Raw genomic sequence first — 22,322 nt, 5'->3', positions numbered from 1 at the left:
TCATGGATAGAATCATCGAAAATAATGCCGCTATAGGTTTCAAAGAGTCAATCAAGCAAACTATTAGGTCTGCAGCATTGTTGTTTGTTGTACTTACAATCATTACCGGAATAGTGTACCCACTAGTGACAACCGGCATTGGGCAATGGCTAATGCCAAAACAAGCTGGTGGATCTTTGATAGAGAAAGATGGAAAATTAGTTGGCTCTACTTTAATTGGTCAAAACTTTACGGAAGCCAAATACTTTTGGGGCCGTCCATCTGCTACAGCGCCCTATCCAAATAATGCAGCAGCCTCGACTGGCTCAAGTCTAGGGCCGCTTAATCCTGCATTAGCTGAAGCAGTTAAAGGACGTGTTGCTGCGCTGAAAAATGCAGATCCAGACAATTCGCAACCTATACCTGTTGATTTAGTGACGACTTCTGCCAGCGGCTTGGATCCGCACATCAGCCCCGCCGCAGCTTATTATCAGATAAATAGAGTGGCGAAAGCCAGAGGATTAAGTCCAGAAACTGTACAAGCTTTAATTAATAACAATACTGAAGGGCGCCAATGGGGCGTATTGGGCGAGCCGCGTGTCAACGTGCTATTACTTAACATTGCCTTGGATAACGCAACGAAGACTAGCGCTCGTTAATTCTGGATATTTTAGACTTCTATATAAATAATTAACTATGAATGATGATCGCCCAAATCCAGACCTGTTGCTGGAAAAGATTAACAAAGACGCGGAAAAGGAAAAGCGTGGTCGCTTAAAGATTTTCTTTGGCGCTTGCGCAGGTGTAGGTAAAACCTTCGCTATGCTATCAACGGCCCGTACGCTACGCCAAGAAGGTCTGGACGTTGTTGTTGGCATAGTGGAAACGCATGGTCGTATTGGGACACAAAGCCAATTAGCCAACTTAGAAGTATTGCCACTTAAAAAACTCATTTATCGAGAGCGTGAGTTAACTGAATTTGACCTTGATGCGGCATTAGCACGTAAACCAGACTTAATTCTGGTGGACGAACTTGCACACTCCAATGTTGAAGGGTCGCGACACCCAAAACGTTGGCAAGATGTTGAAGAGTTATTGATTGCAGGTGTTGATGTTTACACCACGCTCAATGTGCAACATATTGAGAGTTTGAATGATGTAGTGGGCCAAATCACTGGCATTCGAGTCAGTGAAACGATACCTGACAAAGTATTCGATATCGCTGATGAAGTTACTTTGGTTGATTTGCCAGCGGATGAATTGCTGCAAAGACTACAAGATGGGAAAGTGTATCAACCGCAACAAGCAAAACGTGCAGGTAAAAGTTTCTTTCGCAAAGGAAATCTCATCGCCTTACGGGAAATGGCACTAAGACGTACTGCGGATCGCGTAGATTCGCAAATGCGTGAATACCGTACCAACTCATCTATAAGTCAGGTTTGGCAAGCTAAAGATCGCTTGCTGGTCTGTGTTGGTCCGGATTCAGAGTCTGAACGTTTAGTGAGAGTGGCTGCTAGATTAGCGCAAAGTTTAAAATCGGACTGGCTAGCAGTCTATGTAGAAACACCAAAATTACAGCGCATTTCAGATAAGCAACGTAACCTAATTTTAAAAACACTAAAACTTGCTGAAACGTTAGGTGCAGAGACGGCTACATTAAGCGGTACCAAGGTGGCGGAAACTGTGTTGAGCTATGCCCGCAGTCGTAATGTAACAAAACTTGTAGTGGGTAAATCTACCCGTACGACCCTTGAGCGTTTGATTTTACCTGGCGTGGTTGATGATTTGACTAACCACGCGACGGACATTGATCTTCATGTTGTTTCTCGTGAACGAACATTAGCTGAAAGACTAGCCACTAATCATGATAATACGGATAACTTGGAACGAGCCTCTGGAGATAAAAGCTATGCAGGATATTACATTGCTGCCATTGTGTGCGCTATTACGGCAATATTGTCCGCTCAGTTATTAGATTATTTTGAATTAGCCAATGTAGTGATGCTTTACCTTTTAGGTGTGATTTTGATTTCATCTAAATATGGTAGAGGACCCGGCATATTTTCATCTTTTATCAGCGTTGCAACGTTCGATTTCTTTTTCGTACCACCTAAACTTTCGTTTAGCGTATCAGATACACAGTACTTACTTATTTTTGCTGTTATGTTAGTCGTTGCGTTAGTCATTAGTAACTTGACCGCCAATTTACGCTATCAGGCGATGGTAGCGATGAATCGCGAAAAGCGCAGTCGCGCCTTGTATGATTTAGGTAAGTCATTGGCTTCAGCGCTTACTGCAGCACATATTATTGAAATTAGCATTCCACATTTATCTGGTATTTTTAAAGCTAAAGTAGCAATATTATTACCAGATAGCCAAGAGAAAATTGTCAACACTTCTCTACATAAAATCTCAAATGCTAAACCTGATTTAAATTCTAATTTTGATGTGGATTTAGCTGTAGCTCAATGGGTATATGACCATCAGCAGCAAGCTGGCTTTGGAACCGATACATTGCCATCAGCACCTGCTTTATATATTCCTTTGCAGGCTCCTATGCGCACGAGAGGCGTGTTAGTGATTTTGCCTGATACTAATTTATCGAAGGGAAACCGTACAATATTCTTACCTGAACAAAGACAATTGCTAGACACTTTCTCTTCTCAAATTGCAATTGCAATTGAGCGTGTTCATTATGTGGAGGTTGCACAGGAAGCCCTCATCTCTATGGAGTCTGAACGATTAAGGAATTCTGTATTAAGCGCAATTTCACATGATTTAAACACGCCACTTACCACTATTATTGCAGCTGCCGGCTGGCTTAAACAAGAAACAGAAATTAATGATAAGCGTTATGAATATGTCTCCATGCTGAATGAGCAATCCATACGAATGAAGAATCTTGTCGTTAATTTACTTGATATGGCGAGACTACAATCCGGGAAAGTTAAACTTAATAAACAATGGCAACTACTTGAAGAGGTTGTTGGCACCTCGCTGCGCACTATGAGTGAAGTAGTATCAAAGCATACTATAGTAATCGACATGCCACATGACCTGCCACTGATTGAGTTTGATGCTGTTCTAATTGACAGAGTTTTATGTAATTTGCTAGACAATGCTAGCAAATACTCACCTGCAGGGAATAGAATCTTTATAAGTGCTAGAACGCAGCAAAATGATGTTTGGATATCAGTTGCAGACGAAGGCTCTGGTTTGCCTGAAAATTTGGAAAATCAACTCTTTGAGAAATTTACACGTGGGGAGAAAGAATCATCAAAAGCCGGTGTTGGTCTTGGGTTGTCTATATGTAAAGCAATTATTGAAGCGCATGATGGCAAGATTTGGGCGAACAACAAACCTCCACATGGCGCTATATTCACCTTTTCGCTACCTTTAGGGACACCACCAAGTCTCCCACCAGATGATGATTTAGTATAAATGTTTAACACTATCGGAAATATCATATTAATCGAAGACGAATTACAGATTCGTCGTTTCGTTACTGCTGCCCTTGAGAGTGAGAATTTTCAGGTGTATTGCGCAGAGACTGGAAAACAGGGGCTGATTGAGATTGGCACAAGAAAGCCGGATGCGGTTATTTTGGATCTGGGATTACCTGATATGGACGGGCTTGAAGTAATAAAGGACACCAGAAACTGGAGTAATGTCCCAATCATTATACTTTCTGCCAGAACGCAAGAGTCCGAAAAAGTAGCTGCTTTAGATGCTGGTGCAGATGACTTTGTATCTAAACCTTTTGGCACACCTGAGTTGCTAGCGAGATTACGGGCGCAATTGCGACGGAGAGCCATGCTTAGTGATGTAAATCAGCTGGGTGTTCATGTATTTGGAAGCATTACTGTAGATCTACCCAAAAGATTAGTTTCAAAAAACGGACAAATAATTCATCTTACGCCAATTGAATTTAGACTTTTTACAGAATTAGTTAAAAATGCTGGCCGAGTAGTTACCCAAAGACAATTGTTAAAAGAGGTCTGGGGGCCAAGTTATGTAGATAATGAACACTACCTTAGAATCTATATGAGTCACTTACGACAAAAGCTTGAAGATAATCCAACGCAGCCTGAGCATTTAATTACAGAAATCGGAGTTGGCTTTAGATTCATTTAATAAGCTACTTCGGCACCAATTTAGGGTGGTTGACGGGCATGTTGAGATATAAAACTCACCCTAACAGCCTTTAATAAAATTACTATAATTTACGATAGATACAAATAATATCCAGTAGAACTTAATTGGATGTTAAATTTTTAAAAAAGCTCGCTTAAGCGAGCTTTTTTTGTTGTTTAATAGTTGTTTGTTAGCTTGAGCTGAGGCTTCGTGAGCTTCCTCTGAGGATGCTATGTTTTTGAGCGTTAGCTCGGAGATTACTGTATGTCCTTGGCGATACAGTTCTGCAGCTAGGTTGGTCCTGTCTTGAACCTGTTTGTTCTGACTTAGCTTTGACTTGCCTATAATTCTGGTGATGCTAATCTCAATGCCTATAATCGCTTTTAACATTCCTGCTATATAGTCTGGCGGGGCATCTGACATCTGCCAGGGAGACTCTGGCTGTACCTTATGTTCGTGCGTATGCGTGAGGCGTTCAAGCATCGCGCGCAGATAGTTCACATCTTCTATAAACCTAATTTTCCCGTACACATGCACGGCTTGATAATTCCAGGTGGGCACTTGCCGATGCGTTTCATGTTTGCTTGGATACCAGTTGGGCGATACATATGCATCTACGCCCTTAAAAATTACCAGCACTTCATCACCTGCTGCAGTTTTACGCCAAATTGGGTTAGCTTTTGCTACGTGTGCCAGTAATGTGCAGTGCTCATCCCCGTCTGCATATATTTCAAATGGGAGGTGATTGGCTTCTAAGCCATTGGCGTCTTGCGTTACCAATGTTCCCAGTGGGTAGTTTGCAATAATGTCTAAAAGTACTTGCGGGCGACTTTCTGCAAAATGTGCTGGAATATACATAAATTAACTTTTAGGTGTTGCGTCTATGGATTTACATACAATAGTTTATTGGTTTTCTGGGATAGCGACAGAGCGTACCAATACAAAGCGTTTTTGCTGGGAGTTGCTGCCTGTGCATGCGGCTAATTTGTTGGAAAAATTGGTTAGGCACGGTTTCTCATCTTTAGATTTAACGATTGGTGTTTCTTGCGCAATATCGGTGGTGGCTTGTCTGCCCTGTGCTTCCGCTTGGTTGGTACATCCTGTTATTGCTAACAAAATTAGGCATGCTGGTAGTGTAATGCGTTTCATGGTTGGGTGATCCCGTTATTGACTGATACCACTATAGCTTTCTATACCATGACACTACATGTACAATTTATTATTCACTACGGATAACTGTACAGGTAACAACACCATGCCAGATACATCGCCTTTACTGACTTTGAATCCACTCGATTCCATCCCCTTGGTGGAGCAGATTGTTGCAGGCATCAAGCGCTTAACTGAGGAGCGTGTACTGAGAACGGGGACGCGCCTGCCTTCTATACGCAACTTTGCCATTCAGCATGATGTCAGCCGTTTTACTGTGGTGGATGCTTATGATCGCTTGGTGGCATTAGGGTATTTGTCCTCGCGTCGCGGCTCTGGATTTTATGTTGCGGCGCGGCAGCAGGTGGAAATTTCGACAGTGAGCAACTGCCGTCTAGAACAGGCGGATGATGTGTTATGGCTGCTGCATAATACTTTTCATGATATCTCTGGTGCAGTCAGGCCAGGCTGTGGCTGGTTACCTAGCGATTGGTTGAATCAGAGTGTGATACAGAAAAGTTTGCATGAACTATCACGCAAGCCAGGTGAGTTTTTAACGCGGTATGGCGATGTGAGCGGCTATTTGCCATTACGTCAGCATCTATTGCAAAAGCATCTGTCTGATATTGGCATTGCTGCCGAGGTGAATCAGGTCATCATGACTAACGGCGCTACACATGGCCTGGATTTAACGGCGCGCCTTTTGATCAGGCCAGGTGATGCCGTGTTGATTGATGATCCTGGTTATTACACGCTTTTTGGCTATCTTAAAACTTTGGGCGCCAAATTAATCGGCGTTCCCCGTAATATAGACGGGCCCGACGTGGCGCGCATGGGGCAGTTAATCCAAGAGTATCAGCCCAAGTTGTTTTTTACTAATACCGTGCTGCATAACCCAACCGGAACCAGCACCAGTCTGGCCGTTGCGCACCAAATTTTGCAATTGGCTGAAAAGCATCAGCTCTATATCGTGGAAGATGATATCTACGGCGACTTGCATCCAAGCAATGCATCTAGGCTGGCAACGTTAGACCAGCTTAAACGCGTCATCTACATTAGTAGCTTCTCCAAGACCATATCTGCCAGCTTGCGCGTAGGTTTTATTGCCTGTGCTCCAGAGCTGGCTGCAAAGTTGCTGGATTTAAAACTACTTTCTGGCCTGACGACTTCTGAAATAAACCAGAGAGTGATGTACCAGATTTTAATTGAGGGGCGCTATCGCAAACACGTGGAGCGCGTACGTTCACGTTTGCAAGAAAAGCGCGGACAAGTGATAGCGCAGTTGGAGCAAAGTGGCCTGAAGTTACACGCAGACCCGGTTGGCGGTATGTTTGTGTGGGCTGAGTTACCAAATGGGCGCAATGCGGCAGAGGTTGCCACATTAGCAACACAGGAAAATATCATGCTAGCGCCGGGTAATTTATTCCGCCCTTATCAGGAGCCATCATCCTGGCTGCGTTTTAATGTGGCACATTGCGATGACGATAGGATTTTTGACTTTCTAAAACGGCAGGTCGATGCAAATAAACCAAACTAGTTAGCTAGCTTGTTAACTGGCTAGTTAATATGCTGGTGCCACGCCAGATACACATGTCTAGCACCGCGTTATTTTTAAAATCGGTCAGGTGGCTATGTTAGAATCCGAGCATGATTTTTAATTTATTGATGGTTTAGTATGGCACGTTTTCACATTGTTATCCCCGCAGCTGGCATCGGTAATCGGATGGAAACGGCTATTCCAAAACAGTATTTGCCCTTGTCTGGTAAGCCGATGATTTCTTACAGTATCCAGACTTTTTTCGCATCGCCACGTATTGCTAGTATTAACTTAGCGTTAAGCCCGGAGGATTATTTCTGGCGCAATCTCGATCTAGATGCTAATAGTCGATTGCAGCTACATTACACAGGCGGTGAAACGCGGGCGCAAACCGTGTTAAATACCTTGCTGGCGTTGCAATCGCAGATAGCAGAGGATGACTGGATACTTGTACATGATGCGGCACGACCAGGTTTAAGTTTGTCGCTACTCAATACCTTATTAGATAGCTTGGAGCATGATGCGGTGGGCGGGTTGCTGGCACTGCCCTTGGCAGATACCTTAAAGCAGTCTGATGCCGATGCGCGTGTGAAAAATACGATTCCTCGTGAAGGTCTGTGGCAGGCACAAACCCCACAAATGTTCCGCTATAGCCTGTTGAAGCGTGCTTTAGAGAGCTTTGATGGCTCACCTACGGACGAAGCGCAGGCCGTAGAAGCGCTAGGGTTGGAACCTAAATTGGTGGTTGGCTCACTAAGAAACATGAAAATTACCTACCCACAAGACATGGCGCTGATGGAAGTGCTAATACAAAAGGAAATCGCATAATGAGAATTGGTCACGGCTTTGATGTGCATGCTTTAGTGGTTGGTCGTAAGTGCATTATCGGCGGGGTAGATATTCCGCATGACAAAGGCTTGGATGGACATTCTGATGCGGATGTATTGCTGCATGCTATTTGCGACGCATTGCTGGGCGCTGTAGCCCTGGGTGATATTGGTAAGCACTTCCCGCCAACGGATATGCGCTACAAGGGGATAGATTCACGTCAGTTACTAAGACACGTGGTGAGCCTAGTGCGAGAGCGTGGCTACACGGTGGGTAATATTGACGCTACCGTGATGTGCGAGGCGCCTAAGTTGAGCCCGCATACGGCTGCGATGTGTGTGCATATTGCTGCAGATTGCGGGGTTGATGTGACGCAAATTAACGTGAAAGCTACCACAACCGAAAAGCTTGGTTTTACTGGCCGAGGTGAAGGTGTTGCCGCCGAGGCGGTATGCCTGTTGCAACCTAACTGAAGGCAGCTGCACTAACCTGATGCGCATTGCCCATCTATACAAAACCGATGCGTGTTACGCAATCTATTTACGCATTTATGACTAAACGCATCTGTATAAGATGCATGACCAAAGGCCACTATGCTGCGCTGGTTTGAAAACCTGTTAAATCCTTTTCCTGCAAAAGAAATCGTTCCTCCACCTAATGCCCTATGGCCATTCTTATGGTCATGCACCAAAGGTTCGCGTTTATTTATATTAGTGATGACATTTTTTACTGCCATGATTGGCGGGTTTGAGGCCATGCTATTTGCCGTGATGGGCAAAGTGGTGGATTGGTTGAGCAAGACCTCGCCAGCATTGTTGTGGCAGACTGAGAAAAATCACTTATTGATGTTGGCAGGGTTGCTGATTTTCAGTGGTGTGCTGATAGCGGTACAAACCCTGATTAAGCATCAAACCTTAGCGGGTAATTTCCCGATGCGTTTGCGCTGGAATTTTCACCGATTAATGCTTGGGCAAAGCATGAGTTTTTATCAGGATGAGTTTGCCGGGCGTGTTTCTGCAAAGGTGATGCAAACTGCATTAGCCGTGCGTGACGTGTGGTTTATTGTGGCGGATATTTTAGTCTTCGTAGTGATTTATTTTGTGACGATGGTAGCAGTGGTCGGGCATTTTAACGCCATGGTAGTCGTGCCGTTTCTGGTGTGGGTCGTATGTTATGTCATTTCACTCAGCTACTTTGTACCAAGATTAGCCAAGGTTTCGCAAAACCAGGCAGATGCTCGCTCATTAATGACTGGGCGTATCACCGATGCCTATACAAATATCAGTACAGTTAAATTGTTCTCACACGCGGGGCGCGAGGCATACTATGCCAAATCTGCCATGAGTGAGTTCTTGGGCACTGTGCATAAGCAAATGCGCTATGTGTCTGGTGTGGAGTTTACCAACCATATTTTGAATATGCTGTTAGTGATTGCAACTTCCGGTGTTGCGCTGTGGTTGTGGACTAATAATCAGGTGAGCGTTGGCGGTGTGGCGGCCGCTACGGCTATGGCGCTACGCCTCAATGGTATTTCGCATTGGGTGATGTGGGAACTTACTTCGCTATATGAGCATATCGGCACCGCGCAAGATGGCGTAAACACGCTATCGCTCACCCAGCAGATTATCGACAAGCCAGACGCGCCATCATTAAAAATCAGCAGCGGTGAAATCACCTTTGATCAGGTTGATTTTGCGTATGGTATGCAGACCTCAGTATTAAGAGCGTTGAGTTTGAATATTAGACCTGGTGAAAAAGTTGGTCTGGTTGGGCGCTCTGGCGCTGGTAAATCTACCATCGTGAATCTGCTGTTACGTTTTTATGATGTAGAGAGTGGCCGCGTTTTGATTGATGGGCAGGATGTGCGCGACGTGACGCAAAACAGCTTGCGCAGCCAGATTGCGATGGTGACGCAAGATACCTCGCTGCTGCATCGCAGTGTGCGTGACAATATTCTGTATGGGCGGCCAAACGCCACCGAGCAAGAGATGATGGATGCAGCAAAGCGTGCCGAGGCGCATGACTTTATCTTAAGCCTGCGCGATGCTAAAGGGCGCACCGGTTATGATGCACATGTAGGCGAGCGTGGTGTAAAGTTATCAGGTGGCCAGCGTCAGCGTATTGCAATTGCGCGGGTTATTTTAAAAGATGCACCAATCTTGCTGCTGGATGAAGCTACCAGTGCGTTGGATTCTGAGGTGGAGCAGGCGATACAGGCGAGCCTGTATGACTTGATGCAGGGAAAAACTGTGGTGGCTATTGCGCACCGGCTTTCTACCATTGCAGCGATGGACCGCCTTATTGTGCTGGATGATGGCCGAATTGTCGAAGAGGGCGATCATCAAACCCTGATTAAACAAGGCGGTATATACGCAACTTTATGGGCACACCAAAGTGGCGGCTTTTTGGGAGAATAGCGCTTACTCATTTTTCTCGTTTCATCAGTGTTAAATATGTTCATATTTTAGGAGTGAAGAGATGTCAGCAAGCAATGAAGTAAAGCCACCGTTACCTCCATTTACGCGTGAAACAGCAGCGCAAAAAGTGCGTCTGGCTGAAGATGGCTGGAACAGCCGAGACCCGCAACGCGTATCGCTGGTATATACCCCTGATAGTCAGTGGCGTAATCGGGCAGAGTTTATAACTGGGCGTGAGCAGATTGTTGCGTTCTTAACCCGTAAATGGTCGCGTGAATTGGAGTATCGCTTAATTAAAGAGCTGTGGGCGCACGATCACAACCGTATTGCGGTGCGCTTTGCCTATGAGTGGCATGATGACTCTGGGCAGTGGTATCGCTCTTACGGTAATGAAAATTGGCAGTTTGATGCCAATGGTTTAATGGAGTTACGTTATGCCAGTATCAACGATTTACCGATCAAAGAGACTGAGCGTAAGTTTTTATGGCCGATAGGGCGCAGACCTGATGATTATGCCAGCTTGAGTGAATTGGGCTTATAGCGCGAGGCATCGTTAACCAGCCTCAATCTTCGATTGGCTGGTTTAGGGCTGATATTTGTGGGTAGTGTTTCTCGTGCATTTGCGGCACCCAATGTGCCGTAAATGCTTATTTCACAGGTGATGCAGCTGAGGCTGTTTTAGACGATGGGGTGTGGCTTAATTAAGCGCGTTCTCTTACCACTAAGCCTTGTAGTCTGCCCAGTGTTTTTGAAAAGGCTAGCACCTCTTCGTTAGGGATTTGTCTGATGGTTTTTTGCGTCGCAGTGTCGATGACTTTCACAATCATGCGACCAGCTTCTTCATCCATCGAGAATTGAACTGTTTGCAGGGCAGGCGCTACCAACTCATTCAATTTATTGACCGCAGCCGTTAACATGTCTTTGTTTGCTTCAGTTGAAGTTCTGTTGTCAGACGTGTCCACTGATTTTAACGCAGCGCGATTCGCACTACTGGTTTGGGCCGTCGCTCTCGCATCTGTAGTTTGTTGCGTGCTGATTGGCATTTTAATGCCGCCGTAACCATCTATTGAAGAATTAAACATGTTAGCCCTTTAAAATCGCGTCTTAAATTGTTATTGGTTAAAAAATTAAGTTAAATTTTGCCATATCCTACAACTATTTAACGGCAGCTAATTTAGATACTTTAGGGTAAAAGTGAAAAATATTTAAAATAATTTATATATTTATCTAATTGTTAATGGATTCATATAGTTAGTTTTTAAATTATTTTTAATTTGTACGTATTTTTATGTCATTTCTAGGATTTTTTCTGTATAAAACTTAATTAATCAGCATGATTTTGGTGGTTTGTATTTAATAATTTTAGATTTAATTATTTTTCAGTATTGAAGTTAGTATTCATTTCTATAAAGCAGTGCTTATCGGGTAGCATGCCATTTGTATACATTTAACCTCACAGGAAAGCGATGAAGCTTTACGAGCAGCTTGCTAATTCTATTGCCCAGTCTATTCAAGAAGGGGTGTTGTGCCGTGGCGATAAACTGCCATCTGTACGCCAAGCCAGTATTAGCCGTGAAGTGAGTGCGGCCACGGTATTAGAGGCATATTATCTGCTGGAGGCACGTGGCCTGATTACGGCGCGCGAACGCTCCGGTTATTTCGTTACCGGCGGTGCGCTGAATATTCCGTCTTTGCCCGAGCCTGTGACACAGGACCAGCTAGAATCTAAACAGGTGGATGTGAGTGAGTTGGTATTTGAGGTGCTGGAGTCGATTCGGCTCAAAAGCGTGGTGCCTTTAGGTTCGGCATTCCCAAGCCCGTTACTGTTTCCACGCGCGAATCTGGCCAAGAGCATGGCTTCCAGCGTGCAGATTATGGACCCTTGGGCCAGTGTAGATAATTTAAGTGCTGGGGATATGAATCTTAGGCGCCAGATTGCTTTGCGTTACATGATAGATGGCCTGCATGTAACTGCAGATGAAATTGTGGTGACCAATGGTGCGCTGGAGGCATTAAACCTATGTTTGATGGCAGTGGCTCGCCCTGGTGATACCGTGCTTATTGAATCGCCGACCTTTTATGCTGCCTTACAATCTATAGAGCGCATAGGTTTGCGCGCGGTAGAGATTCCTAGCCACCCTAAAGACGGTATTGATTTAGCGGCAATGGAGCGCGCCATTGTGCAGCACCAGCCTAAAGCTTGCTGGTTGATGACTAACTTTCAGAATCCGTTAGGTAGTTTGCTTTCTAATGAAAAGAAACAGGCCTTGGTGGTACTCATCACCAAATATCAACTGCCGCTAATTGAAGACGATGTTTACGGTGAGTTGTATTTTTCCGATAAACGACCCATGCCGGCAAAAGCCTTTGATAGCGAAGGTTTGGTCATGCATTGTTCATCATTTTCTAAATGCCTAGCACCTGGTTACAGAGTGGGTTGGGTTGCACCTGGGCGATTTGCAAAGGCAGTCGCGCGGCTTAAGTTAACCACAACTATTTCTGCATCAGTACCGGCGCAAGTAGCCATTGCCAAATATTTGCAAAAGGGCGGTTACGACAGACATTTGCGTAATCTGCGTCATGCCTTATTGCTAAACCAAATTAAATTTGTAGAAGCAATAGAGCGTTATTTCCCTACCGGTACCTGCTTAACCTTACCGCAGGGCGGGTATTTTTTATGGGTGAAGTTGCCAGATAGCGTTAATGCACTGGAACTGCATAAACTTGCGCTTAATCACGATATTAGCATCGCGCCTGGCCCGATATTTTCTGCGCAGCGTCACTTCAGCAGTTATGTACGCTTGAACTACGGGCATATTTGGGATGCGCGCATAGAAGCCGCGCTGTTAACTTTAGGTTCGCTGGTATTAGCGTTAATACCACAGCCGTTATCGTAAGATTTTTATCATCTGTTATGCTTTTTTTGCAAGCATCTGTCTCTGTTATTAATTAGTAGCAAGCCTTAAGCTTTAGTCACTGTTAAACAAATAACTTGGCCGTTGTATCAACGCCAATTTGTAAGGTGATTAAATGTATATCTATGATGAAATAGATCAGCGACTGGTGGAACAGCGCGTTGCCCAATTCCGGGGGCAGACGCAGCGCTTTCTCAATGGCCAGCTCTCTGAAGATGATTTCCGCGTGCTGCGTTTGCAAAATGGATTGTATCTTCAGCGTCATGCGCCCATGCTACGCGTAGCGATTCCTTATGGGATGTTGACCTCTAACCAATTACGTACGTTGTCTTATGTTGCGCGGCGCTGGGATAGAGGCTATGCCCATCTCACCACTAGACAGAATATACAGTTCAACTGGCCGCGTTTGGAAGATGCGCCTGATATTTTGGCTAAGCTGGCTACTGTGCAAATGCATGCGATCCAGACCAGCGGTAATTGTATTCGTAACACCACTACCGACCATTTTGCCGGGGTGGCACATGATGAAATCATTAATCCACTGGTATGGTGCGAAATTATCAGGCAATGGTCCATGCTGCACCCTGAGTTTGCATTCTTACCACGTAAATTCAAAATCGCCGTGAGTGGTTCCGTCACGGATAGGGCTGCCATCGGCGTACACGATATCGGCTTGCAGGCAGTTGAGAGTAACGGCGTATTTGGTTTCAGAGTATTTGTGGGCGGCGGCTTGGGTAGGACGCCGCTGGTTGGCAAGCTGATTAATCCTTTTGTGGCCTGGTATGACCTGCTGACTTATTTGCAGGCAACATTGCGTGTGTATAACCTGCATGGCAGACGCGACAACAAATATAAAGCACGCATTAAAATTTTGGTAAAAGACCTCACGCCAGAGGTGTTTGCACAGCAGGTAAATGAACAATGGGCGCTGATTCGAGGTGGTGCAGATACCGTAACCGCAGAATTTGTCAGCGCGATTGCCGATAAATTTACCTGGCCCAGCTATAAACAGTTGCAAGATGATGACGGTACCAGTATCGCGCATCATTTAGAGGCTAACCCAGCTTTTGCACGCTGGTTTCGCACCAATATTCACCAGCATAAAATCCCCGGCTATTCATCAGTGACGGTGTCTTTGAAAGCGCCTGGTTCTCCACCGGGTGATATGACTGCAGACCAGATGGATGTGCTTGCTGAAATGGCTGACAACTACGGTTTTGGCGAACTGCGTGTTTCACATGAGCAGAATATCATTTTGCCTGATGTTAAAACCAAGTCGCTTTATGCTTTATGGCAAGAGTTGAGCGTGCTTAATCTGTCCACCCCTAATATCGGCTTGATTACCAATATCATCGCCTGTCCAGGCGGAGATTACTGCAGTTTAGCCAATGCGGTTTCTATTCCAGTGGCAGCGGCTATTCAGCAAAAATTTGATGATCTGGATTATGTGCATGAGATTGGTGAGATTGATCTTAATTTATCTGGCTGCATGAACTCCTGTGGGCATCACCATGTAGGTCATATAGGGATTTTAGGCGTGGATAAGGCCGGTGAGGAGTGGTACCAAATTACATTGGGCGGCAGACAGTCTGGTGCGCTCAAGGCTGATAGCAAATCCAGCATAGATGGCAATACAAGCGCAGCGATTGGTCGAGTGATTGGGCCATCGTTTGCGCGTGAGCAAGTGCCTGATGTGATTGCTCGCCTGATTAAAACTTATTTATCCATCCGCGAAAGTGATGTTGAGCGCTTTATTGATGTGGTGGACCGTATCGGAATTGAGCCATTTAAGAAGGATGTTTATGCGGATCCTATGCTAGCCAAGATGCCAAACTTAGTGGGGGAATCTAATGTCTGACTATAGCAAAAACCTGATTTGTAATGGTCAGCTTACCGTGAATGAGGTGCAGTGCTTCGATGTGAGTAACGATGCTGCATTGCTGGTTCCGCCTGATGATGCAAGCTGGATGGTGACATTGGATACTTGGATAGCGCAACAGTCGTTATTGGAGGGTCGGCAGTTTCCAGTAGCCGTGCTCATTGCCTCCGATGTGGATTTTGATAGCGGTATTAGTCATCAGGTACAGGCCTTATGTCAGGCCGATATTGCGTTTATTGCCATAGATTTCCCAAGCTACACCGATGGTAGAGGCTACTCACTGGCGCAATTGTTAAGAAATGTCTACCAATGGTCTGGTGAGCTAAGGGCTGTGGGCGACGTGATGATTGATACCGTGTACTACCAAGCTAGATGCGGGTTTGATAGCTTTCTGATTAAGCCGGGGCATGATGCTCAGCTGGCGTTAGCTGCCTTGCATACGTTTAGTGATACCTACCAAAAGTCTTATCGACAGCCGCTTAGGAGCAGACCTTAAAAACTAATCTCGTCCGAAAGTTAATTTCGATTGAAAACTTTAGATTCACGCCAGTTTAACTAACTTTATATCAGTTTAACTATTTAAATCAGTCTAATTTAAGTGGTTATATTGTAAGCAAGGATTGCAAATGAAAGATGCTAAAACCACATCTAAGAAAATAATTCCTATCGCGCCTGCACCGGGCGGTTTTATGCCAATGTACGAAGCGCAGGCCAAGATCTACCCACGCAACACCGCTGGTTTTTTCAAAAACTGGCGCTGGGTGATGATTTGGATCACGCAAATTGTATTTTATGGCGTGCCATGGCTGCAATGGGGTGAGCGTCAAGCCATGCTGCTGGATATAAGCACTCACCGTTTCTATATTTTTGGCTTGGTACTGTACCCGCAAGATTTAATTTACCTGGTAATTATCCTGATTATCGCCGCTTTAGCCCTGTTCTTATTTACGGCGGTTGCCGGTAGGCTATGGTGTGGCTTCTCCTGCCCGCAGTCGGTTTATACCGAAATCTTTTTATGGATGGAGCGTAAAATTGAAGGGGATAGAGCGGCACGCATGCGCCTGGATGAAAGCAAGTTTGGCGTTAAAAAGCTATATATAAAATCCATGAAACATTTTGCTTGGATTAGCTTTTCCATTTTTACCGGGTTTACTTTCTTAGGTTATTTTTCACCAATACGTGATTTATTGCATAGTATTCTTGAGATTAAACTCAGCCCGTGGGAAACGTTCTGGATTTGTTTTTATGGCCTAGCCACTTATGGCAATGCCGGCTTCCTACGCGAGCAGGTATGTAAACACATGTGCCCTTATGCACGCTTTCAAAGTGCAATGTTCGATAACGACACATTGATCGTAACTTATGACCAAGAGCGCGGCGAGCCTCGCAGTGGCCGCTCCAGAAAGGTAGATGCAAAACAGGAAGGTCTAGGTGACTGTATTGATTGCAATTTCTGTGTGCAAGTGTGCCCAGTGGGGATTGATATCCGCAATGGCTTGCAGTATGAGTGTATTAGTTGCGGCTTATGCGTGGATGCATGTAACAGCATTATGGATAAAATGAATTATTCACGTGGCTTAATCAGATTTACTACACAAAATGGCTTGGCACAGCATTGGACTAAGCATCAAGTGATACAAAAGATATTGCGTCCGCGTGTGCTGATTTATAGCGCGCTACTGTTACTGCTTTCCTTAGGCTTGGTTGCCTCCTTGGCGCTGCGTCCATCGTTCAAAGTGGATGTGAATCGTGATCGTGGTGTGATGTCTAGGTTGGTCTCTGGCGGTAAGGTGGAAAATGTCTATCAATTACAAATTACCAATGTAACCGAAGCCGCAGAAAGTTATCGCGTGTCTGTGACGGGTATTGATGGCTTGTCGATGGCTTCGCAAACCCAGTTTACGGTTGAGCCAGCCAATGAAAGGCTAGTAGCGGTGAGTCTGCAAATTGCTGATGGCGCCATACGCAGCGGTACGCACCCGATTATGTTTGAAGTTGAGGCATTGGGCTCTAAAGAGCGTATTACGCAAAAATCTATCTTTTATATGTCTCGATAGTTATTAAGTATCGGTAGTTTGGCATGGAGTTAAGGGCACCTGAGGGTGTCCTTTTTTATGGGGTGCCCTTTTGTTATGAAGACAGTGCTAGTTTAGCCTTGCTTGATGATGGCTTTATTTAGGCTTTGAGCAGCACAATCACTGCGCCGCTGCCGCCATCTTGCCGACGAGCTTCAGCATAAGCGATGACTTCATCACGTTGCATTAACCAGCCACGTAATTTGTGTTTCAGTACCGGCTCGCGGTTACGTGAGCCTAAGCCTTTGCCATGCACAATGCGTACGCAACGTATGCCTCGTTTTTTGCAGTCGTTTAAAAAGGTGGCTACGTAAAGCCTTGCCTCGTCACTGATTAAGCCATGCAGGTCAATTGCTGCTTGTATTACCCAATGGCCACGACGTAATTTACTTAAAATATCCGGAGAGTGGCCTTCGCGCAGGTAAAGCAGTTCCTCACCGGTTTCTAGGTCATGTGCTGGTATGTAGTGGTCGCTTAGCGAATCGGCTAGCGCTTGCTGTTCATCTCGAATGAACTGTCTGGGGATTGGTTTAGGGCGTAACGGTGCATGATGCACACGTTTTGGTTTGAGTGGGCGCGCATCTTTGACTGCTTCTAAAAACAGGTCGGCTCCGTTGTCGTCAGCGTCTTCCACAATGTTGTTAGCTTTACTGAGTAGGTGAGGGCGGTATGAATACCGCCCTCATGTTTACTTATTTCAAATGATCCAAATAACGCTCAGCATCCAGTGCAGCCATACAGCCTGTGCCAGCACTGGTAACGGCTTGGCGGTAGATATGGTCTTGCACATCGCCTGCGGCAAACACGCCTGGTACGCTAGTGGCTGTGGCGTTGCCGGCACGACCCATTTGCGTCACGATGTAGCCGCCTTCCATTTCAAGCTGACCTGCAAAAATATCGGTATTTGGTTTATGGCCAATCGCAATAAACACACCCTGCAATGCAATGTCTTTGGTGCTGCCGTCATTTACATTTTTGATGCGCATGCCAGTGACGCCAGTGTTATCACCCAGCACTTCATCCAAGGTGGCGAATGTTTCCAGCACGATTTTGCCTTCAGCCACACGCGCCATTAATTTATCAACCAAAATAGCTTCAGCTTTAAATTTATCGCGGCGGTGTACTAGCGTTACTTTGCTTGCAATGTTAGCCAGATATAAAGCCTCTTCAACCGCAGTGTTACCGCCACCAATTACAGCAACCTCTTGATTTCTATAGAAGAAACCATCGCAAGTGGCACATGCGGAAACACCTTTACCTGAGAACGCCTCTTCACTTGGCAAACCTAGATATTTCGCTGAGGCACCGGTAGCAATAATCAGCGCATCACATGTGTATTCGCCGCTATCACCTACTAAACGGATAGGTTTTTCTGTGAGGTGCGTAGTGTGAATATGATCAAAAATCATTTCAGTGTTAAAGCGCTCAGCATGCTTTTGAAAACGCGACATCAACTCTGGGCCTTGCACGCCATCTGCATCTGCTGGCCAGTTATCCACCTCGGTGGTGGTCATGAGTTGACCACCTTGCGCAATACCGGTAATTAATACTGGCTTGAGGTTGGCACGTGCAGCATAAACTGCTGCAGAGTAACCAGCAGGGCCTGAGCCCAAAATGAGTAATTTGGCGTGACGTGTTGCCATAGTGAATTGCTTTCTTAAGTTAAGGTTGTTTCTTGTACGTTGGGTATATCATTTAGTTTTTCAAGTGAGCGGGTGGCATCACTGTAGTTTTGCCTTGGCTTATCTTGAAAAACCAAGCCTTGAAAAACTAAGGTGTTATTTTTCTAGCAAGCTTCGCAGCATCCAAGCGGTTTTTTCATGGGTTTGTAAGCGCTGGGTGAGTAAATCTGCTGTGGCTTCATCTGAGGCCGCATCTGCGCTTGGGAACACGCTGCGTGCGGTGCGGCACACTGCTTCATGGCCAGCTACCAATTCAGCAATCATGTCTTGCGCTTTCGGCACGGATTCTGATTCTTTAATTGAGCTTAATTTGGCAAAGTCGCGATAAGTGCCCGGCGCGTACACATCTAAAGCGCGAATACGCTCAGCCACTAAATCGACCGCTAGTGCCAGCTCGTTGTATTGAGTTTCGAACATCAAGTGCAGGGTGTTGAACATTGGACCAGTTACGTTCCAATGAAAGTAATGTGTTTTCAAATATAAAGTGTAGGTGTCTGCTAGTAAATGGGAAAGACCCTGAGCAATATTTTTTCTATCTTCTTCTTTAATGCCAATATCCATTTGCACTCCTGATAAGACTCTAGATTAAGAAATTACAACGTTTTATGATTAGAATTGAGAATGATATTCTAATCGCTACGCAGCGACTTTGATACTGCTATAATTAAATCCGACACTTAAAATACGTTAAAGGTTTATCTTGTTTTTCAAAAAATCTAAACCGGTTAATGCTCGCCGTGAAGCTGAAGTAATTAAATCTAGTGCCCTCGCTACTACGCTGATTAAAGAAGCTTGGTGGTTGGTTTTAGTGCTAATCGGGTTGTATATTACCGTCATTCTTTTTACGTATAACCCTAACGACTCCTCATGGTCGCATATCGCGCCTGATAGCGCTGTGATTCAAAATGGCGGCGGTAGTGTCGGTGCCTGGATTTCTGATCTATTACTCTATGTGTTTGGTTTCTCTGCATGGTGGTGGGCTGTACTGGCTTTTTACGCGATGTGGTTTGTGTATTTAACCTTAGAAGCTGTCGATCAGAGCGAGAAGCCATTTTTACTCTTCAACTTTTTCGGGTTTGCTTTGCTGTTGCTTGCATCAAGCGCGCTGGAAGCCGGACACCTGATTGACCTGCCTGCCGCCTTACCTGACAGTGCGGGTGGTATGCTGGGTAGTGCCGTGGATGCAGGGTTGCGTAGCTTGTTTGGTTATACCGGCTCTAGCATGCTGCTGCTGTTAATGTTTGTGGTGGGTTTTAGCTTGTTTACAGGTTGGTCATGGATCATGATTACCGAAAAATTTGGCGCACTTTTGATTACAAGCTATGCGTTTATTACGCTTAAGTGGCAAGACTGGCAAGACAGAAAAGCTGGTAAAGCTGTAGAGCAAGAGCGTATTGAGTATGTGAAAAGCGAACGTAAGCGTGTGGTAGATCGTGAGCCGGTGCAAATTGAAACGCCAGTGCTTGAAATCGCGCAAAGTGTGCGTGTACAAAAAGAAAAGCAAGTGCCGCTGTTCGATACGCACCCGGATACGCCATTGCCACCTATCCATTTGTTGGATGAGCCTTCTGGCACCGTCGAGCTGCCTTCCGCTGAAACTTTGGATTTCACCTCGCGCTTGATAGAACGTAAGCTCATGGATTTTGGCATTGAAGTCAAAGTGTTAACTGCATTGCCAGGACCGGTAATCACGCGTTATGAGCTGGAGCCGGCAGCAGGTGTGAAGGGCAGCCAAGTGACTAATCTTGTCAAAGACTTAGCGCGCGCTTTATCTGTGGTTAGCGTGCGTGTGGTAGAGACTATTCCAGGTAAAACTTGCATGGGTTTAGAGATACCTAACCCGAAACGCCAAATTGTCTATTTGTCAGAAATCATGGGCAGCCAAGCCTATGCGGATATCCATTCACCACTGGCTATTTCTTTGGGTAAAGATATTGGCGGTAAGCCTGCGGTAGCAGATTTAGCGAAAATGCCGCACGTGTTGGTTGCTGGTACTACCGGCTCTGGTAAATCTGTTGCGATTAACGCGCTGATTTTAAGCGTGCTGTACAAAGCAGATTCCAGCCAAGTACGTATGATTCTGATTGACCCTAAGATGCTGGAGCTGTCAGTCTATGAAGGTATTCCACATCTGTTAGCGCCAGTTGTCACCGATATGCGCCAAGCAGCAAATGCGCTGAACTGGTGCGTGGCTGAGATGGAGCGTCGTTATAAATTGATGTCTATGTTAGGCGTGCGTAACCTTGCGGGTTATAACCAGAAAATTAAAGACGCAGATAAAGCCGGCGAGAAAATCCCACATCCATTTAGCATTACGCCAGATGAACCTGAACCATTAGAGGAAATGCCATTGATTGTTGTGGTCATCGACGAATTAGCAGATTTGATGATGGTGGTGGGCAAAAAAGTGGAAGAGCTGATTGCACGTTTAGCGCAGAAAGCACGTGCTTCTGGCATACATTTGGTGTTGGCAACGCAGCGTCCATCAGTGGATGTGATTACCGGCTTGATCAAAGCTAACGTGCCTACGCGTATTTCATTCCAGGTTTCGAGCAAAATTGACTCACGGACCATTCTGGATCAAATGGGCGCAGAGGCCTTGCTAGGGCAGGGTGATATGCTCTACATGCCGCCAGGTACCGGTTACCCGCTGCGTATCCACGGCGCGTTTGTTTCAGATCAGGAAGTGCACAAAGTTGTTGATTATCTTAAAGCGCAAGGTGAACCGAATTACATTGACGGTATTCTAACCAACGAAACTGAAGAAGCTGGTGGTGGCGATTTTGTTGCTAGTAGCTCAGGTGGTGGAGGTTCAGAAGTTGATCCGCTGTATGACGAGGCAGTGGGTATCGTGCTTAAATCACGTCGTGCCAGCATTTCATCGGTACAGCGTCAGTTGCGCATAGGCTACAACCGTGCCGCTCGCCTGATCGAAGATATGGAGCGCGCAGGCTTGGTTTCTGCGATGCAAAGCAATGGTAACCGTGAGGTATTGGCGCCGCATCATGAGCCTTAATTTTTCATGAGCGCTAACTTTTAAAGAAAATAGATTACTGAATGAATATTATTAAAAAACTGCAACGTACGCGTTTGCATTTTATTAACAGTTTACTTGTATTGCCTGCGCTGTTCTTGATGCCAGCGGCACATGCCGATGGCATGGATAGCGTAAAGGCCTTTTATGAAAAGACGCAGGCAGTACGTGCGAGCTTTCACCAAGTGGTGACCGATAAACAAGGACGCAAGGTGCAAGAAGTACAGGGCACCATGCAGCTGAAGCGCCCGAATAAATTTAGATGGGATTACCACAAGCCATACGAGCAACAGATTATTAGTGATGGCAAACAGGTGTGGTTGTATGACACCGAGTTGGCTCAGGTAACCGTGCGTGATATTGGCAAGGCGCTGGGCTCTAGCCCTGCTGCGTTGTTAGCTGGTGGTAAGGCCATCGAAGAGACTTTTACTTTGGCTAATGCAAGCAATCGCGATGGTTTGAATTGGGTGAGTGCGCAGCCTAAAGATAAAGAATCAGGCTTTGAGAAAATATTGCTGGGTTTCAAAGACAATCAGATTCAGGAAATGGCGTTGTTAGATAGTTTTGGCCACAACACAAAAATTGTCTTTAGCAAGGTTGAGGTAAATCCTGCCCTAGATGAAAAGTCATTTTTATTCAAACCACCCAAAGGTGTTGACGTGGTGGGTGAGTAGTCAATGGCGAAAGATACCG

Annotated in this window: 20 protein-coding genes; 14 read left to right on the top strand and 6 right to left on the bottom strand. The window is 45.5% G+C overall.

Annotated features, from left to right (window positions below):
• Positions 1-2: 2 nt before the first annotated feature.
• The 3 genes from kdpC to MMOL_RS07365 are packed head-to-tail and all read left to right on the top strand — an operon-like array spanning position 3 to position 4,113.
• On the top strand, positions 3-638 hold the full coding sequence (gene kdpC / locus MMOL_RS07375; RefSeq protein WP_015832394.1) for a potassium-transporting ATPase subunit KdpC: 636 nt from the start codon (positions 3-5) through the stop codon (positions 636-638).
• 37 nt (positions 639-675) lie between these two features.
• Positions 676-3,420 carry a DUF4118 domain-containing protein gene (locus MMOL_RS07370; RefSeq protein WP_015832393.1) on the top strand — a complete coding sequence of 915 codons (2,745 nt, stop codon included), beginning with the start codon at positions 676-678 and terminating at the stop codon, positions 3,418-3,420.
• Positions 3,421-4,113, top strand: coding sequence for a response regulator (locus MMOL_RS07365; RefSeq protein ID WP_015832392.1), 693 nt, complete (start codon positions 3,421-3,423; stop codon positions 4,111-4,113).
• Positions 4,114-4,245: 132 nt separating this feature from the next.
• Here MMOL_RS07365 and MMOL_RS07360 read toward each other — a convergent pair whose 3' ends face one another.
• Both MMOL_RS07360 and MMOL_RS07355 read right to left on the bottom strand, forming a co-directional pair.
• Entirely contained in the window at positions 4,246-4,971 is a 726-nt protein-coding gene (locus MMOL_RS07360; protein WP_015832391.1) for an FMN-binding negative transcriptional regulator, read from the bottom strand.
• A gap of 45 nt (positions 4,972-5,016) precedes the next feature.
• A complete protein-coding gene (locus MMOL_RS07355; protein WP_015832390.1) occupies positions 5,017-5,262 on the bottom strand; it encodes a hypothetical protein in 246 nt (81 codons plus the stop codon).
• 58 nt (positions 5,263-5,320) lie between these two features.
• Between MMOL_RS07355 and MMOL_RS07350 the strand changes: the two genes are divergently transcribed.
• The 5 genes from MMOL_RS07350 to MMOL_RS07330 all read left to right on the top strand — a co-directional run bounded on the left by MMOL_RS07350 (position 5,321) and on the right by MMOL_RS07330 (position 10,585).
• Positions 5,321-6,799 carry an aminotransferase-like domain-containing protein gene (locus MMOL_RS07350; RefSeq protein WP_015832389.1) on the top strand — a complete coding sequence of 493 codons (1,479 nt, stop codon included), beginning with the start codon at positions 5,321-5,323 and terminating at the stop codon, positions 6,797-6,799.
• A 138-nt stretch (positions 6,800-6,937) separates the two neighbouring features.
• Positions 6,938-7,627 carry a 2-C-methyl-D-erythritol 4-phosphate cytidylyltransferase gene (ispD, locus tag MMOL_RS07345; protein ID WP_015832388.1) on the top strand — a complete coding sequence of 230 codons (690 nt, stop codon included), beginning with the start codon at positions 6,938-6,940 and terminating at the stop codon, positions 7,625-7,627.
• Positions 7,627-8,100, top strand: coding sequence for a 2-C-methyl-D-erythritol 2,4-cyclodiphosphate synthase (ispF, locus tag MMOL_RS07340; RefSeq protein ID WP_015832387.1), 474 nt, complete (start codon positions 7,627-7,629; stop codon positions 8,098-8,100). The genes ispD and ispF overlap by 1 nt, the downstream gene beginning before the upstream one ends.
• 120 nt (positions 8,101-8,220) lie before the next feature.
• Complete coding sequence (locus tag MMOL_RS07335) at positions 8,221-10,044, top strand: ABC transporter ATP-binding protein (protein ID WP_015832386.1); 1,824 nt, start codon at positions 8,221-8,223, stop codon at positions 10,042-10,044.
• Positions 10,045-10,105: 61 nt separating this feature from the next.
• Positions 10,106-10,585, top strand: a complete 480-nt coding sequence (locus MMOL_RS07330) for a nuclear transport factor 2 family protein (protein ID WP_015832385.1) — start codon at positions 10,106-10,108, stop codon at positions 10,583-10,585.
• Positions 10,586-10,745: 160 nt separating this feature from the next.
• On the opposite strand, the gene MMOL_RS07325 is transcribed toward MMOL_RS07330, so the two are convergent.
• On the bottom strand, positions 10,746-11,126 hold the full coding sequence (locus tag MMOL_RS07325; RefSeq protein ID WP_015832384.1) for a flagellar protein FlaG: 381 nt from the start codon (positions 11,124-11,126) through the stop codon (positions 10,746-10,748).
• A 384-nt stretch (positions 11,127-11,510) separates the two neighbouring features.
• Between MMOL_RS07325 and MMOL_RS07320 the strand changes: the two genes are divergently transcribed.
• The 4 genes from MMOL_RS07320 (at position 11,511) to ccoG (ending at position 16,895) form a co-directional block, all read left to right on the top strand.
• Complete coding sequence (locus tag MMOL_RS07320; protein ID WP_015832383.1) at positions 11,511-12,941, top strand: aminotransferase-like domain-containing protein; 1,431 nt, start codon at positions 11,511-11,513, stop codon at positions 12,939-12,941.
• A 133-nt stretch (positions 12,942-13,074) separates the two neighbouring features.
• A complete protein-coding gene (locus tag MMOL_RS07315; RefSeq protein ID WP_015832382.1) occupies positions 13,075-14,817 on the top strand; it encodes a nitrite/sulfite reductase in 1,743 nt (580 codons plus the stop codon).
• Entirely contained in the window at positions 14,810-15,334 is a 525-nt protein-coding gene (locus MMOL_RS07310) for a DUF934 domain-containing protein (protein WP_015832381.1), read from the top strand. The genes MMOL_RS07315 and MMOL_RS07310 overlap by 8 nt, the downstream gene beginning before the upstream one ends.
• A 130-nt stretch (positions 15,335-15,464) precedes the next feature.
• Entirely contained in the window at positions 15,465-16,895 is a 1,431-nt protein-coding gene (ccoG, locus tag MMOL_RS07305; protein WP_015832380.1) for a cytochrome c oxidase accessory protein CcoG, read from the top strand.
• 118 nt (positions 16,896-17,013) lie between these two features.
• Here ccoG and MMOL_RS07300 read toward each other — a convergent pair whose 3' ends face one another.
• From MMOL_RS07300 to MMOL_RS07290, 3 genes are all read right to left on the bottom strand, one after another.
• Positions 17,014-17,547: a Smr/MutS family protein gene (locus MMOL_RS07300; protein ID WP_015832379.1), complete on the bottom strand. Its 534-nt coding sequence runs from the start codon at positions 17,545-17,547 to the stop codon at positions 17,014-17,016.
• 58 nt (positions 17,548-17,605) lie between these two features.
• Complete coding sequence (gene trxB / locus MMOL_RS07295) at positions 17,606-18,556, bottom strand: thioredoxin-disulfide reductase (RefSeq protein ID WP_015832378.1); 951 nt, start codon at positions 18,554-18,556, stop codon at positions 17,606-17,608.
• 135 nt (positions 18,557-18,691) lie between these two features.
• Positions 18,692-19,156, bottom strand: coding sequence for a Dps family protein (locus MMOL_RS07290; RefSeq protein ID WP_015832377.1), 465 nt, complete (start codon positions 19,154-19,156; stop codon positions 18,692-18,694).
• 139 nt (positions 19,157-19,295) lie between these two features.
• Between MMOL_RS07290 and MMOL_RS07285 the strand changes: the two genes are divergently transcribed.
• Together MMOL_RS07285 and lolA are read left to right on the top strand one after the other, a co-directional pair.
• Positions 19,296-21,611, top strand: a complete 2,316-nt coding sequence (locus tag MMOL_RS07285) for a DNA translocase FtsK (RefSeq protein ID WP_015832376.1) — start codon at positions 19,296-19,298, stop codon at positions 21,609-21,611.
• 41 nt (positions 21,612-21,652) lie between these two features.
• Positions 21,653-22,303, top strand: a complete 651-nt coding sequence (gene lolA, locus MMOL_RS07280) for an outer membrane lipoprotein periplasmic chaperone LolA (protein WP_015832375.1) — start codon at positions 21,653-21,655, stop codon at positions 22,301-22,303.
• The last annotated feature ends 19 nt before the right edge of the window (positions 22,304-22,322 follow it).

Origin of the sequence: Methylotenera mobilis JLW8 (assembly GCF_000023705.1) — a bacterium.
Lineage (GTDB): Bacteria > Pseudomonadota > Gammaproteobacteria > Burkholderiales > Methylophilaceae > Methylotenera > Methylotenera mobilis.
The sequence above is the reverse complement of the archived record's forward strand: the minus strand, read 5'-3'. Positions and strand labels throughout refer to the sequence as shown.

Coding starts and splice junctions, on each gene's coding strand:
- MMOL_RS07290 (WP_015832377.1), bottom strand. CDS start 19,156: ATGGATATTGGCATTAAAGAAGAAGATAGAAAAAATATTGCTCAGGGT.
- ccoG (WP_015832380.1), top strand. CDS start 15,465: ATGAAAGATGCTAAAACCACATCTAAGAAAATAATTCCTATCGCGCCT.
- trxB (WP_015832378.1), bottom strand. CDS start 18,556: ATGGCAACACGTCACGCCAAATTACTCATTTTGGGCTCAGGCCCTGCT.
- kdpC (WP_015832394.1), top strand. CDS start 3: ATGGATAGAATCATCGAAAATAATGCCGCTATAGGTTTCAAAGAGTCA.
- MMOL_RS07315 (WP_015832382.1), top strand. CDS start 13,075: ATGTATATCTATGATGAAATAGATCAGCGACTGGTGGAACAGCGCGTT.
- MMOL_RS07360 (WP_015832391.1), bottom strand. CDS start 4,971: ATGTATATTCCAGCACATTTTGCAGAAAGTCGCCCGCAAGTACTTTTA.
- MMOL_RS07320 (WP_015832383.1), top strand. CDS start 11,511: ATGAAGCTTTACGAGCAGCTTGCTAATTCTATTGCCCAGTCTATTCAA.
- ispD (WP_015832388.1), top strand. CDS start 6,938: ATGGCACGTTTTCACATTGTTATCCCCGCAGCTGGCATCGGTAATCGG.
- lolA (WP_015832375.1), top strand. CDS start 21,653: ATGAATATTATTAAAAAACTGCAACGTACGCGTTTGCATTTTATTAAC.
- MMOL_RS07335 (WP_015832386.1), top strand. CDS start 8,221: ATGCTGCGCTGGTTTGAAAACCTGTTAAATCCTTTTCCTGCAAAAGAA.
- MMOL_RS07350 (WP_015832389.1), top strand. CDS start 5,321: ATGTACAATTTATTATTCACTACGGATAACTGTACAGGTAACAACACC.
- MMOL_RS07330 (WP_015832385.1), top strand. CDS start 10,106: ATGTCAGCAAGCAATGAAGTAAAGCCACCGTTACCTCCATTTACGCGT.
- MMOL_RS07355 (WP_015832390.1), bottom strand. CDS start 5,262: ATGAAACGCATTACACTACCAGCATGCCTAATTTTGTTAGCAATAACA.
- MMOL_RS07310 (WP_015832381.1), top strand. CDS start 14,810: ATGTCTGACTATAGCAAAAACCTGATTTGTAATGGTCAGCTTACCGTG.
- MMOL_RS07325 (WP_015832384.1), bottom strand. CDS start 11,126: ATGTTTAATTCTTCAATAGATGGTTACGGCGGCATTAAAATGCCAATC.
- ispF (WP_015832387.1), top strand. CDS start 7,627: ATGAGAATTGGTCACGGCTTTGATGTGCATGCTTTAGTGGTTGGTCGT.
- MMOL_RS07365 (WP_015832392.1), top strand. CDS start 3,421: ATGTTTAACACTATCGGAAATATCATATTAATCGAAGACGAATTACAG.
- MMOL_RS07370 (WP_015832393.1), top strand. CDS start 676: ATGAATGATGATCGCCCAAATCCAGACCTGTTGCTGGAAAAGATTAAC.